Source organism: Salirhabdus sp. Marseille-P4669 (assembly GCF_900240405.1).
Taxonomy (GTDB): domain Bacteria; phylum Bacillota; class Bacilli; order Bacillales; family Alkalibacillaceae; genus OEQK01.
On record NZ_OEQK01000006.1, the window covers coordinates 130,150 to 143,702 of the forward strand.

Consider the following 13,553-nt stretch of genomic DNA (forward strand, 5'->3'; position numbering starts at 1 on the left):
TTATGGGTGTATCATTACATGTAGTATTAAAAACCACATTGTGTTATGGAGGTATTTTGATGGGTGTTTATATTCGCGAACCAATCAATGGGTTCACACATTTATTTGGAGCTATTTTTGCTTTTGTAGGCTTACTAGCATTAGTCATCAAGACTTCTGTGACAAGCTTTTCTGCTATTGATTTGACGGCAGTTATCATTTTCGGAATAAGCATGATTTTACTTTATTCCGCATCTGCTACCTATCACATGGTCGTTGCTAAAGATAATGTAATTGCCTTTTTACGTAGAATCGATCATTCGATGATTTATGTTTTAATAGCAGGTACGTACACACCATTTTGTTTAATTAGTATGGAAGGTGTTACAGGATGGGTACTGTTCATTATTATTCAGGCACTTGCCGTATTCGGTGTTGCATATAAATTAATTTGGTTCCATAGTCCACGATGGTTATCCACGGCATTATATATTGCGATGGGATGGCTTGTTATCTTTTTTATCTCACCACTCTCTAAAGTATTGGAAGCAGGAGGAATATTCCTTCTTGTTTTAGGTGGCATTCTATATACTATTGGTGGCATTATTTATGGGACAAAACCGAAATTTCTTGAATTTAAGCATCTAGGATTTCATGAAATCTTCCATGTTTTTATCTTGCTCGGAAGTTTATGTCATTTCTTATCTGTTTACTTTTACGTTTTATAGAACGATACAGATGAGATGAATGAATCAAAAAATGGTTCATTCGTCTCATTTTTCATGTCCAATATTCCCTGTTCCCAAAAAAATTGTATAATTCAAATAAATGCGAAATACCTTGTGAAGTATTTAACAAAGTCAATTTTAATTAGGGAGAGGATTAAAATGCTAAAAGATTGGACTTGGTTTGAACGAATATGGCTGTTATCATTTACTGCCATAAATATTTATTTATTTTTTGCTTGGGATGACACATTATTAGGATTTATCTCGTCGATTACGGGTATGCTTTGTGTGGTTCTAGTAGCGAAAGGGAAAATTAGCAATTATTATTTCGGTATGATTCAAACCTCAACGTATGCTTACATTTCCTATACATACGGCTTATATGGTGAAGCCATGCTAAACGTTCTTTTTTACTTTCCTATCCAATTTATCGGACTTTATTTGTGGAATAAAAGCAAAGTATCAGACGAAAACAGTGTTCAAGGAGAAGACATTCCAGTTCGTCGTTTAACGAATAAAGGCTGGATACAAACAATTGCAATCGTTTCTATTTCCATTGTAGCTTATGGGTTTCTATTAAAATATCTTGGTGGAAACAGTGTGTGGGTTGATTCTGCTACGAATGTATTGTCGGTTACGGCTCAAATCTTTATGTTAAAACGCTTTGCGGAGCAGTGGGCAATGTGGATACTAGTAAATGCACTATCTATTATTCTATGGATTACCGCATTAAGTACAACAGGTGGTAATGACTTTTCGATGCTCGTTATGTGGACTGCATTCCTATTTAACAGTGTATATGGATATATTAATTGGATTAAGATTGGCAATAGACAAGGAGCATGACGACAAGGTTCTAAACCGGAGCTTAATAGGTTATATCTGATGTTTTTTATTTTATATGGAGGAATATGTAAATAAATTCAAATAGCCACAGGTTCCAATTTCTTTAATGTACAAGCAAGCCGGAAATGGAACATCAGATTCCATTTCCGGCTCTCCATATATGTACAGCACTTTTTTCCGGTTCTATTATCTAAACCACCTCAGCCCTAAATACCTTACTAAGATTCTTCGCGCCATCCGCTAATGCACGCTTTGATTCAGGTGAAAAGCCAATAAAATTAGCAAAGCCGTGGATCAGCTCATTGAAATTTTTATAAAATACGTTTACTCCACTATTCTTTAATGCTTCGGCATATCCTCTTCCTTCGTCTCGTAATGGATCGTACTCCGCTGTTAAAACTGTTGCAGATGGGAGATTCCGTAAATCCGAATAATGAATAGGAGATGCATATGGATTTACGTAATCCTTTTCTTCATTAAAGTATTGCTTGCTGAACCACTGCATCATTTCTAACGTTAAAAAGTATCCTTCTGCATTTTCCATTATGGACGGTGGTGGATCTCCTTTATAGCCTGTTGCTGGATACAAAAGGAGTTGATGAACAATGTTAGGTCCTTCTTGTTCCTTTGCTTTAATGCTTGTGACTGCTGCAAGATTGCCCCCTGCACTATCTCCTCCGACTGCGATACGTTTTGGGTCGATTTTAAATTCTTCTGCATGGTCGGCAATCCATTTCAGCGAGTCGTATGCATCGTCTACTGCAGTTGGAAACTTATGCTCAGGTGCTAAGCGATAGTCTACCGAAACGACAATACAGTTTGCCTCTTTAGCAAGGAAGCGACAAACATTATCATGACTGTCTAGATTACCAATTACCCAGCCGCCACCATGGTAATAAACTAAGCCTGGTAGAATCTCCTGATTACCTAAAGGTGTGTACACACGCACAGGAATGTCTCTTCCATCAAGTGGTAATACTCGATTTTCCACCTGTTTCATTTCCACAACCTCTTGGTCAAACTGCATTAACTCATTTGCCCTTACTCGGTACGCCGCCGCCGGAATGTGCTCCATCGGCATTTTAGGCATTGCCTCCAATTTGTCTAAAAAAGCTTGAATACTTGGACAAACTCCCATTTCCATTCCCCTCTCCTTTTATATAGTAAAACCATATTCATAAGCGATTACAAATATGGTTTTACGAAAAAATTTATTTGGTGTTTAAGTATGAATGAAATGGTGGATTTACTACTATGATTTATAATGCTTACTCACTTACTTTAACAAGCTGCTTTCCAATATTCTGTCCTTTAAATAGCCCAAGAAATGCATTCGGGACATTTTCAAAACCTTCTACTACCGTTTCTTGATATTTTATTTTGCCTTCCGCAAGCCACTTACCGAGATCTGACGCAGCTTGTTTAAATTTACTAGCATAGTCGCTAACAATAAAACCTTTCATGAGTGCACGGGTTTTGATCAAAGTTGGCTGAACCCTTGGACCAAAGTCATCTTTTAAACTTGTAATATTATAAGCAGAAATAGCGCCACACACAGGGATGCGCGCATAATCATTTAGTAGACTAATTGCTGCATCCGATATCGGACCACCAACATTATCAAAATACACATCAATTCCACTTGGACAAGCTTCTTTTAATGCACGCCGTACATTATCTACCTCTTTGTAGTTTACTGTAGCATCAAAGCCAAGTTCCTCTTCTAAATATTTAATTTTCGATGATGACCCAGCAATACCTACTACACGTGCACCTTTTATTTTAGCAATTTGTCCAACGACCATCCCAACAGCACCAGCTGCTCCAGAAACGACAACGGTTTCTCCTTCTTTTGGTTGTCCAATGTCTAGAAGCCCAAAATAAGCCGTTAATCCAGTCAATCCAAGGACACTTAAATAAGAGGAAAGTGGTGCAAAGGTAGAGTCAACCTTTCGAACATACTTTGCATCAATCGCATTATATCGTTGCCAGCCTAACTCCCCAGTCACTTTATCCCCCACAAGTAGACGATCACTTTTGGATTCCACAACTTCCCCAACAATATAACCTTTTAATACCTCATTTAATTGGTAAGGTGGCACATACGATTTAGCAGTACTCATTCTCCCACGCATATATGGATCTACCGACAAATAAATGGTACGCACTAAAACTTGTTCATCTTGTAAATCTGGTACCGATACTGTTCGAAATTCAAAATTTTCATCTGTTGGCATACCCTGTGGATAGGATTTTAGTATAATTTGTTCGTTTTTCATATTTTGAATCACCTTCCCTTTTTCTATAGTGAAATACTTATTATGTAATAGTTCGATACTATGCATATTTTTCCTTTCTAAGAAAAATAAAAAAGCCTAATGGTTTATGAAATACAACCACTAGACTCGATTTATTATTTTTAATTCTATTTTTACTCCATAATAATCGGACTCACCATTCAAAGATAAGTCTGTCACAACTATTTATTTTTCAATATTCACCTTAACCAAACGCTCATCAACCCACGATGGTCGCTGAAAAACAATACTCCATTCCTTTACATCCTTTGGTATAACATAAGTTACCGCCCATTTAACAGAGCCTTCGCCAGTAATAACCCCTGATTTCCAACCATTATTATCAATTATACTGGAACTCACTGGTTTATACTCTGTTCCATCTGAAGAATAAAGTTTATATAGATTCGGACCGAATGCCTCCTGCCTTTCCGAATTATTTATAAAAGTGATCGGAATGGTTAAATACGCTTTATCGCCGTCTAGTTGTTCCACTTTATGTTCTGCAGGCGTATCCATTAATTGTCCAAAATAAAGTTCCGTATGTTCCGAATCCGCAACATTTTCCCCTTGTTTATACACTCCACCACGATATTTTGTTTCATCAGCAACTTCTCCAACTACCTCGTCAGCTTTCTCTTTTTGATTGTTTTCTACCACATCTTTATCTACCACATCACCTACAGTAGGGGCAGGGACGTTTTCGACATTCTTATCAGCTGTAGGGTTATCTTTCACCTCGGGAACGGCCTGTGCCATCAATGCGATGAAGCTAGCAAATAAAACAACTGCTAGTGTTCCAATCACTATTTTAAATCTCTTTTCCGTAATCCTATTATTGCTTAAAGTACCCTGCATACCTTGGTATGGCTGGATATTTACTGCCTTTTGGGCTGGAACAATTGCACCGATAAATCCAGTGATAATCGGAACAATTCCCGTTAAAACTAAGAAACCTAGATGTTCTTGTGGGAAGGTTTGATACATTCGCCAAATGATGATAAATGCAATTAGTAATCCAACTATTCCCGCTAGAATTCCTGAAAGCACCCCTTCTAGTAAGACCATCCAACGAACCGATCTATTTTTCCATCCGACTGCTTTCAAAACAGCAATTTCCGGGCGTCGCTCCGTAATATTTTGCCAGATGATTTCCGCGGTTGTTAGAATTGCGATTAATAAGGCAACCCCCATTGCTACATAATGCATCGGTCCAACCTCAAGTGCTACAAATTGGCCAAGCCAGGTCGTAAACATAACACCTTGTAATTGGAAGGTTACAAACAGAAATACCGTTAACAGGCTGGTTGGTACAGCTATGGCGACAATAGATAAAATACTTCTTCTCCACTTAGAAAGGAGCTGGTTAAAGGACATGGTAAAAATTGATTTTGTTCGAAAAAATCTTTTCCCTTTCGTAATTTCACCTGTTCTCATAGCATCATAAGGTTTTATTTTCCTAGTCAAAAGCGCTGGAATGACAGCACCAAGCACATAAATAATAAGTCCCAAAATACCAATGAGTAGAATCCGTTTTACCGATGTATCCGTTTCATGTGTCAGCAGTATGAAACCAAGTATGGCCCAACTAACAAATGAAACAAATAATCCTAATAAAAGCGCTTCTGTATAAATTAATTTCGCTAACTGTTTAGGTCGCCAACCAATTGATAGTAATACGGCAAACTCTTTATTTCTGGCATACATGGAAATTAGGTTCGACGCAAAAACATACACAATCGCAACTAATACTACACTTCCTACCACACCCGAAAATCCAACCTTTGTTTCTTTAAAAATAGCAAAGGAAGATCCTAACTTAATCCAAGGCTGTTGCAACCAGCCACTTGACTCCCGCCCCTCAATTTCAGGGACATAAGCAATAGCAGGTTGTGGAGATGAACCAAGTGTAATATCGGTTATAAGTCCTGTTTCCTTTTCAATATGAGCTGCTAAATCCTCTAATTTTTGTTGACTTTCTTCTGATAAATCCGCAACATCTTTCGCTTTTATCCGGATTGCTGAAATTGGTCTATCTCCCACAATGGATGCTGCCGCCTCAATCGTAGTCAGCATGGATGGGGGCTTTGTTAAAAAACCATACGGAAGGCTAATCGGCTTCATCTCTTTAGGTGGATTTACTGGTTGATTATTAACATCTAACACTTGCTGGGCTTTGGAAGGAAAATAGGTTTCCATTGGCAATTCATTTAGTGGGTCTTTTGAGATGTTTAATTTACTAGAATCGAATAGTCCAATAAAATTGATGTTCAGTCTAGGACTTGTAGAGAAGTCTTCACTAGTCATTTCAACAGGGCGATATGTTTCATGTACGGCTAGATTTGAAGAATCTGGTACCTCGTAGGAATCTATTGTGTATGCATACGGCCATCTTTCCACATAAGGGCTTGTTACTGGTTGATAGTTTACAGGAGTTGGTTTGTTCAAGAGGATATCATTAGAATTCACATAATTTTCTTTTATGCTTTCTATCAATTTTTGATGAGCCTCTTGAGATGAGTATGTATACACTTCCTGGTTAACAGCTTCAATTGTGTCCAAATATTTTTCTGCACCATTTTCCTTAACCTTTTCCATAGTCTCTGTCGCCACTTCGCTACCAAAAGGCAAATCTAACTTTTCAATTTTATATATCATCTCGGAATCGACAAAATCTTGATTGCTAAGTAAAACAGGTAAATTCGTCGTTTTCCAGCCTAAATCGGATTGGTTAGAGGAAACTGTATCCATATTTTCAAAAAATCTACTTGTTGATGAAGGAATAACAGCATTATCCAAACCGACTAATTTGGCTTCTGCTTCTGGGTCAATTCCCGCAATCAGTACATCGTTTCCCATATTCAAGACTTGAGGTTCAAAACGAATTACCCCATACTCCTTACCCATACCTGGCGCTTGCCATCCAACGGTAAAGTAAAGCGAAGGTCCACTGCTCTCTATTTGGTGAACACCTGTATCAGTCTTCTCGGAAATCGTAAGCCGATAAACACCAGGTTCTTTAATATGTAATTCCTCCATTACAATATCTTTATAAACGTAACCAATCATGGCAATAGGAGCAGCCACATCAACTCCTTCCATTGCTTTAATTTGTTCATATTGTTCGATGGAAATACCACCTGATAAACCACTTAAATAATTAGGTTCCAATAAGCCTTTTTCTTCTGTAACACTACGACTATCTGGAGGACGGACGACAATGTCATAGGATGCAGACCATCTCTGTTCGAGTGTATCTACAATGGTTCCTTTATTCGTTTCGGAAAGTCCAACTAAATAACTCAAACCAGCACTAACAATCAATGCTCCAATAAGTAGGAGAATAAACCGTTCTTTATTTCGCCACCAGTTTTTCCAAATAAAACGAATCATACCATATCACCGCGACTGGAATCATGTATGATTCCGCCATCCTTCATTTCTATCATTCGGTCGGCTCTGGCAGCCAAATTCGGATCATGGGTTACATATAATAATCCACAGCCATTTTTTCGATTTAATTTCGTCAACACCTCAAAAATGATTTCCCCTGTTTCTGTGTCCAGATTTCCTGTCGGTTCATCGGCAAGTAACCACTTTGGCTGATTAACCATAGCCCTTGCTATTGCTACTCGCTGTTGCTGTCCACCCGACAACTGAGAGGGTAAGGAATGTAGTTTATCCTCTAATCCTACCTGTTTTAAAACTTCTGTCGCTCTTTCCCTCTTGTTATAAGAAACTTTTCTCGTTAATAATGGAGACATTACATTTTCCAATGACGTTAACGTTGGTAATAAATGAAACTGTTGAAACACAAAGCCAATATTCTCAAATCGAAAATCTGCAAGCGCTCCTTTTTTCTTCAATTTACTTGTTTGACCATCAAACCGAACTTCCCCTGTGGAAGGTTGATCTAATGTACCTAAAAGGCTTAGCAAAGTTGATTTACCTGAGCCAGAAGGACCGACGATTGAAACAAACTCCCCTTCCTGAAATTCAACATCCACGTTATGTAGCGCATTTATCTTTATGCCGTCTCCATGAAATGATTTTGTAACGTTAATACACGATATCGTTGACCCCAATCTGAACATCCCCCTTAATATGTAATTTTCCAAATATTTTAACATTATTTTAAATCTTTTAATATAGTAAGGAAAAATAAGAGCATACCCTCTCCTTTAAAGTTTGGGTATGCTCCATGTTAAATTAATTTAAAGAGGATTTATTAAATTCTCGAATATCCTTCCAATTCAATATTTTTCTCTTCCTTCATCTAAGCTTTACTATTACTCTCCCCTTTTACAAACACCAATGTATAAATCAGGATGAGTGCAACTAAAAACAAAATCGAAAAAGCGAAAATAGCATGATAATTCGTGTAAGATGCAAGAATACCCAGGCCAGTTGAACCAATTGCCATTCCGATATCCATACCTGAGTAATACATCGCATTGGCTGTTCCTTGTTTTTCTTTGCTAACAAGTCCTACAGCAATAGCTTGAAGAGATGGCGTTATCGTACCATATGCAAGTCCATAAAACGCACCGGCAATAAGTAAAGTAACAGTATTTTGGGCAATAAACAATAAAAATAATCCGATTACACCGCTAGTAACAGCTGGATAAAGGATCACTTTATGCCCCATGCTATCAAACACACGACCTGAGATTGGTCGGATAACCGTCATAAAGATAGCCATTACAAGGAAAAACAAAGGAACTGCACCTTCAATACTCGCTTCCTTTCCTAACGGTTGTAGAAAACTCATTACTCCACCTAATGAAATCGTAAAAAAGGCAGCTAATAAACATGGAAGTAGTGCATTTTTATCAAACAAGTAATCCTTGAAGGCAATTTTGGTCTTGCTACTTTTAACAGGCGTTGTTTTTACTGCATCAGCTTGTTTCGGTGCTTTCATAAAAAAGGCAATGACAAACACAATAACCGATAATACTACCGAAATAATTAACAAGCTATTAAAGGACCATAGTTGAATAAATGCAATGGCAAACATTGGTGCGGAGCTTGTTCCTACACTTGTTGCTAAGCTATAATACCCAACTCCTTCCCCAAGTCTTGCTAGTGGAATTTTTTTCGTTGCCATCGTCGCCAAAACCGTGGACATGATTCCGAAGCCAATACCGTGCAAAAAGCGAAGGAACAATAAGTAGCCAACCGAATCATGACCGTAGCTTAAAGCAATCGTGAAAGCTGTAAAGACAAGAGCAATCATACTCATTACGCGAACATTTACCTTTTCAATAAAATAGCTAATAAAAGGTCTTGTAATAATCGCTGCAATCATAAATACAGTAGTCATTAATCCCGCCTGTGTTGGGTTTTGTTTCACATCCGTAATAAAGGTAGGGAACCCAGTCGTAAGCATTTGTAAGCTAATAAAAAAGAAAAAAGCCATTATAAGAATGGCAGTGAACTTTTTCGTCCATAATGTATTCGATTCATTCATGTAACATATGCCTTCTTTCTAGTTGTTTTGTTCTTGAAATAATATGTCTATTTGCTTTTCTAGAGAAAGCATAACTTCTTGATAAATGGTTAGCTTTTCTTCATCGATGGAACGAATCAATTTCTTGTATATATCATTAAGATATGGGGCAACTTCTTGACTCAACCTTTTTCCTTTTGATGTAATAGCAATTAAAAAAGAACGGCGATCATTTGGATTGGGTACCCGTTCTATCAAAAGATGCTTTTCTAAAAGGTCTAATATCTTCGTCAATGTTGCTTGATCTTTATCTGCTCGTTCCGATAATTCCTTTTGCGTAATTTGATCGGATTCACTTAGCGTTCGTAAAACACTCCATTGCTCCGTCGTGATTTGATAAGGCTTTAACTGATGATTAATAAAACGGGTAATTTTTTTACTGAGACGAACGGAACCAGCACCAATCGCTTTATCTAAGGACATGCACAAATCCCCTCTTTCCTTTAGCACATGTTTTTCATTATACACCTTGATATAGTTTGTGTAAATATAGTTTGTATACGAATTATTTTATTTATGAGGAGGAGCGGAGGTTTTGGGGTGCCCGGCACCACCCGATATTTGTCGAATCATGCAACATAGACGCTCCCTATAGCCAAAAACACTCGTCATATGAACGAGTGGACAAGAATAAACTATCTTTACAGTAAGGTTATTAAAATACGAGATATAGAGTTGGGAAGTTGCTTATGGTTCACTTAATAGAAAAAGGATTGCTCATTATGCTAGGCGGTATTACCCAAGGATTTGGGATGGGGTTGTTTCTTTTCCCAAACGATATCCCATCAGGAGGAGCTGGAGGAATAACGGTCATTTTACACCATCTGTTTCAAATAGATCCAGGAATCGGATTATGGATTGTTAACTTTTCGTTAATGATATTTGGGATCAAATACTTAGGAAATAAAAGTACAGTGGGAACTCTATTAGCCATCACGGTCACTTCTATTTCCATTATTGTTTTTGAAAATATGATACATATTTCAGTAAGAAACCTTTTCATCGATTTATTCATTGGCTCCATATTCTTAGGTGTCGGCATTGGAATTCTTATGCGGCAGGGTGTCTCTAACGGTGGAGTAGGTGTTATTGCTTTAATTATTGCCATGAAGCGAAGCATCCTCCCTGGAAAACCTTTATTTTGGACAAACAGTGCGATCTTCTTGCTTACAGCATCCATGGTTAGCTGGCAAATCTTCCTATTAGCCTTTATTAGTCAATGGATCTCGACTAAGCTTGTTGATTTAGTCTGCACGATTCAAACGTATGAAACGTATACATTAGATTGGCGCAAAAAGACATAGCTACACATAATTGTATTTAATGGGCTGATGCTTTTCCTTACCATCTTTTCCTTTTACATGAATGAACATCCAACATAAAAGACCAACAATCAACGTGAAAATAGCTAAGCTTAAAAACATACCAAGCCTTGACCATTCCATTAAACGAGTGAAAATTGGTGGACCAATTGCAACACCTAAAAAACGAACAGACCCATACAAGGATGTAACAAAACCTCTTCTTTCCTTCCCAACAGAACCTGTTATTAAACTATTGATACATGGAAGCACAAATCCTGTACCAATACTACTAATCGCTAAAACAAATAAAAATGGCACAATGCTCTTAAAAAAAATAAGCCCACTATAGGAAATGGTCATAAGCATAAAGCCAATGACGGTTAACCGCTTCATTGCTACCATGTTTTTCCCTATTTTTGCCCCTGTGAAATAAGATGACGTCCCCATTATAAGCAAAGGAATAGCCAAGATAAGTCCCTTTACAACTCCATTTATCCCATAATCCTTCTCTAAAATATCCGATAAATAAAAAAGAATTCCAAATAAAGTAAACAAGCATGTAAATCCAGCTAAATAGGTTATGAACAGCCATCTGCCTTCTTTTTTAAAGACGCTCAATAATCCTCTTACGTATTTGCCAAAGGGTGGCGGTACTTGTCTGTTCTTTTTTTCCTTAATAAAAAGAGCTACTAGTATTATGGATAGGAAACATATTGCCGGAAATCCATAGAAGACAGCAAACCATGCAATGATTCCAAGAAGTGAACCTAGAATTGGGGATAGTACCTTTCCTAAGCCATTGGATGCTTCCACAATACCTAATACCCGGCTTCTTTCTCCACCTTTAAATAAATCCCCTGTCAGCGCCATAGCGACTGGTGCAGTACCTGCCGCTCCAATACCTTGTAAAATTCGGCCAATTAAAATCCAAATATATGGATTGGAAAAAAACGAGGATGCTAATCCAGCTAATAGCCCACCTACACCATACATGATTAAAGCTGGTAGAATAACAACCTTTCTTGAAAACCGATCAGACAAATATCCGAGGATTGGAATAAAAATGGCTGCAGCAATCGAAAAAACCGTAATGGTTAAACTAACTTGTAATTGCGATATGTTTAATGCCTTTTTCATTTGTGGAAGGATTGGAATCAACATCGAGTTTCCCAAGGTCATAATTAAAGGAATTGATCCAATTGCTAATATCACAAGTCCTTTGCCTTTTTTCTTAGCTGCCAAAAGTCATACATCTCCTATTATTTGATATTTAGTGGTGGTGGAACTAGCCACCCTTTCTCCTTCGTCATTTTTAAAAGCTTTTCTTCATACTCTGTCTTTTGATCAAGGAATTCCCCATACATTTGGGCAATATCCTCACGTATCGCGATCCCCATAATAAAAGTACATAGTAGCTTGCCGGCTACAATCTCCTTCTGTACTAAAAAAGCAATTTCCGGATCGTTAAATCGTGCACCTGCAGGTATATCATTTACATCAACACTTGGACGTGCAGGTGGAGCTGGAGGAAGTCGTATACCGTTTGTAGATAGAATTGCTTCTGATTGCTGCTCTTCTTGCTTGATGCAATTTTCCATAAAGTCCTCTAGTAATGCTTTTAAGTCTTTATCGCCAGTATGGTTAATGAGAACTTGTAATGTCACCAAATAGCTCTTCGTAGCAAATAGATGAGACCATAAATGATAGATTTCACCTGAATGAAGTGGTTCATCTTGAGGATTACCGTTCAAAATCCCCATTACATTCACCCTTCCTTTACGTAATTTTTAGTCCATAATAGTTTCTCTACTGCCCCAAAACTTTATGCCAACATATTTTTTATTTCGGACAGGAACCTATATGAAAAACAAACCATAGGCTAAAACAGTTATTACCTTTGTTTCAATTTTTAAGGAGTGGAAAATGGTGAACTATTTAAAGAAGGGAAAAGGTTGGATTCTGTTAGGCATTATGCTTGTTCTAGTCTTTGGATTAGTTGGCTGTAATACAAGCGATGCTGATTCAGAATCAAATGACAAGGTGATTACAATCGGTTACCAGAAGAATGGACCGTTAATTATCTTAAAGACGCTTGGTACATTAGAGGAGCGACTCGAAAAAGAAGGATATACAGTGGAATGGAAATTATTCCAGGCTGGTCCAGCTTTATTGGAAGCGCTAAATGCCGAAAGTATTGACTTCGGTCGAACAGGAAATACACCACCTATCTTTGCACAAGCCGCAGATGCACCATTTATTTATTTAGCGGCAGGATATTCAAAATTTTTAGGTAGCGGTATATTAGTTCATAAGGATTCTCCTATTCAGACATTAGAGGATCTAAAAGGGAAGACAATCGGCTTTGCAAAAGGATCAAGCTCCCATTATTTGCTGATTAAGGCATTGGAAAAGGCAGGCATTGCTTATGAAGATATAACACCGGCTTATTTGCAGCCTGGGGATGCTCGAATCGCATTTGAGCAAGGTCAAATTGACGCTTGGGTTGTATGGGATCCTTTTGCTTCTGCTGCCCAAGTAGAATCGGATGCAAAATTCCTTGTAAATGGTGAAGGATTAACAACAGACCGAGACTTTTTTGTAGTCACAAGGCAATTTGCGAAGGGAAATGAAGAGATTTTACCAGTCGTCCTAGAAGAAATTGAAAAATCGTCTAAATGGGCAAATGAAAATCACGAAGAGCTCATTCCAATGATTGCAGAAATATTAGGAATCAAGGAAGAAGCCATTAAGGTTGCGGTGGAAAGAAGAGAATTTGGGGTGGAGGAAATTACAGAAGATATTATTATGGAGCAACAAAACATTGCAGACATTTTCTATGAGCTTGATATTATACCGAAGAAATTAGATGTAAACGAGGTAATGCAGTAGA

The 13,553-nt window shown here is 37.7% G+C and carries 12 protein-coding genes; 4 read left to right on the forward strand and 8 right to left on the reverse strand.

Annotated features, from left to right (window positions below):
- Nucleotides 1-59: 59 nt before the first annotated feature.
- Nucleotides 60-707 carry a PAQR family membrane homeostasis protein TrhA gene (trhA, locus tag C1A05_RS12625; RefSeq protein ID WP_102028598.1) on the forward strand — a complete coding sequence of 216 codons (648 nt, stop codon included), beginning with the start codon at nt 60-62 and terminating at the stop codon, nt 705-707.
- 159 nt (nt 708-866) lie between these two features.
- Nucleotides 867-1,553 (forward strand): nicotinamide riboside transporter PnuC, encoded by a 687-nt coding sequence (gene pnuC, locus C1A05_RS12630; protein ID WP_200816495.1) that lies wholly within the window; start codon nt 867-869, stop codon nt 1,551-1,553.
- A gap of 190 nt (nt 1,554-1,743) precedes the next feature.
- Here pnuC and C1A05_RS12635 read toward each other — a convergent pair whose 3' ends face one another.
- From C1A05_RS12635 to C1A05_RS12660, 6 genes are all read right to left on the reverse strand, one after another.
- On the reverse strand, nt 1,744-2,691 hold the full coding sequence (locus C1A05_RS12635; RefSeq protein WP_102028721.1) for an alpha/beta hydrolase: 948 nt from the start codon (nt 2,689-2,691) through the stop codon (nt 1,744-1,746).
- A gap of 130 nt (nt 2,692-2,821) precedes the next feature.
- Nucleotides 2,822-3,832, reverse strand: coding sequence for an NADP-dependent oxidoreductase (locus C1A05_RS12640; protein ID WP_102028599.1), 1,011 nt, complete (start codon nt 3,830-3,832; stop codon nt 2,822-2,824).
- Nucleotides 3,833-4,036: 204 nt separating this feature from the next.
- Complete coding sequence (locus tag C1A05_RS12645) at nt 4,037-7,243, reverse strand: FtsX-like permease family protein (RefSeq protein WP_102028600.1); 3,207 nt, start codon at nt 7,241-7,243, stop codon at nt 4,037-4,039.
- On the reverse strand, nt 7,240-7,935 hold the full coding sequence (locus tag C1A05_RS12650) for an ABC transporter ATP-binding protein (RefSeq protein ID WP_234998521.1): 696 nt from the start codon (nt 7,933-7,935) through the stop codon (nt 7,240-7,242). Before C1A05_RS12650 ends, C1A05_RS12645 begins: the two co-directional genes overlap by 4 nt.
- 191 nt (nt 7,936-8,126) lie before the next feature.
- Nucleotides 8,127-9,320 carry an MFS transporter gene (locus C1A05_RS12655; RefSeq protein ID WP_102028602.1) on the reverse strand — a complete coding sequence of 398 codons (1,194 nt, stop codon included), beginning with the start codon at nt 9,318-9,320 and terminating at the stop codon, nt 8,127-8,129.
- Between the two features lie 18 nt (nt 9,321-9,338).
- Complete coding sequence (locus C1A05_RS12660) at nt 9,339-9,782, reverse strand: MarR family winged helix-turn-helix transcriptional regulator (protein WP_102028603.1); 444 nt, start codon at nt 9,780-9,782, stop codon at nt 9,339-9,341.
- 266 nt (nt 9,783-10,048) lie between these two features.
- Between C1A05_RS12660 and C1A05_RS12665 the strand changes: the two genes are divergently transcribed.
- On the forward strand, nt 10,049-10,663 hold the full coding sequence (locus C1A05_RS12665) for a YitT family protein (protein WP_102028604.1): 615 nt from the start codon (nt 10,049-10,051) through the stop codon (nt 10,661-10,663).
- Here C1A05_RS12665 and C1A05_RS12670 read toward each other — a convergent pair whose 3' ends face one another.
- Both C1A05_RS12670 and C1A05_RS12675 read right to left on the reverse strand, forming a co-directional pair.
- Nucleotides 10,664-11,842, reverse strand: a complete 1,179-nt coding sequence (locus C1A05_RS12670) for an MFS transporter (protein WP_102028722.1) — start codon at nt 11,840-11,842, stop codon at nt 10,664-10,666.
- Nucleotides 11,843-11,922: 80 nt separating this feature from the next.
- On the reverse strand, nt 11,923-12,423 hold the full coding sequence (locus C1A05_RS12675) for a DUF3231 family protein (RefSeq protein WP_102028605.1): 501 nt from the start codon (nt 12,421-12,423) through the stop codon (nt 11,923-11,925).
- A 163-nt stretch (nt 12,424-12,586) separates the two neighbouring features.
- Between C1A05_RS12675 and C1A05_RS12680 the strand changes: the two genes are divergently transcribed.
- Complete coding sequence (locus C1A05_RS12680; RefSeq protein WP_102028606.1) at nt 12,587-13,552, forward strand: sulfonate ABC transporter substrate-binding protein; 966 nt, start codon at nt 12,587-12,589, stop codon at nt 13,550-13,552.
- Nucleotide 13,553 lies beyond the last annotated feature (1 nt).

Excerpts from the sequence above, each read along its gene's own strand:
- trhA (WP_102028598.1), top strand. The coding sequence starts at position 60 with ATGGGTGTTTATATTCGCGAACCAATCAATGGGTTCACACATTTATTT.
- pnuC (WP_200816495.1), top strand. The coding sequence starts at position 867 with ATGCTAAAAGATTGGACTTGGTTTGAACGAATATGGCTGTTATCATTT.
- C1A05_RS12635 (WP_102028721.1), bottom strand. The coding sequence starts at position 2,691 with ATGGGAGTTTGTCCAAGTATTCAAGCTTTTTTAGACAAATTGGAGGCA.
- C1A05_RS12640 (WP_102028599.1), bottom strand. The coding sequence starts at position 3,832 with ATGAAAAACGAACAAATTATACTAAAATCCTATCCACAGGGTATGCCA.
- C1A05_RS12645 (WP_102028600.1), bottom strand. The coding sequence starts at position 7,243 with ATGATTCGTTTTATTTGGAAAAACTGGTGGCGAAATAAAGAACGGTTT.
- C1A05_RS12655 (WP_102028602.1), bottom strand. The coding sequence starts at position 9,320 with ATGAATGAATCGAATACATTATGGACGAAAAAGTTCACTGCCATTCTT.
- C1A05_RS12660 (WP_102028603.1), bottom strand. The coding sequence starts at position 9,782 with ATGTCCTTAGATAAAGCGATTGGTGCTGGTTCCGTTCGTCTCAGTAAA.
- C1A05_RS12665 (WP_102028604.1), top strand. The coding sequence starts at position 10,049 with ATGGTTCACTTAATAGAAAAAGGATTGCTCATTATGCTAGGCGGTATT.
- C1A05_RS12670 (WP_102028722.1), bottom strand. The coding sequence starts at position 11,842 with ATGACCTTGGGAAACTCGATGTTGATTCCAATCCTTCCACAAATGAAA.
- C1A05_RS12675 (WP_102028605.1), bottom strand. The coding sequence starts at position 12,423 with ATGGGGATTTTGAACGGTAATCCTCAAGATGAACCACTTCATTCAGGT.
- C1A05_RS12680 (WP_102028606.1), top strand. The coding sequence starts at position 12,587 with ATGGTGAACTATTTAAAGAAGGGAAAAGGTTGGATTCTGTTAGGCATT.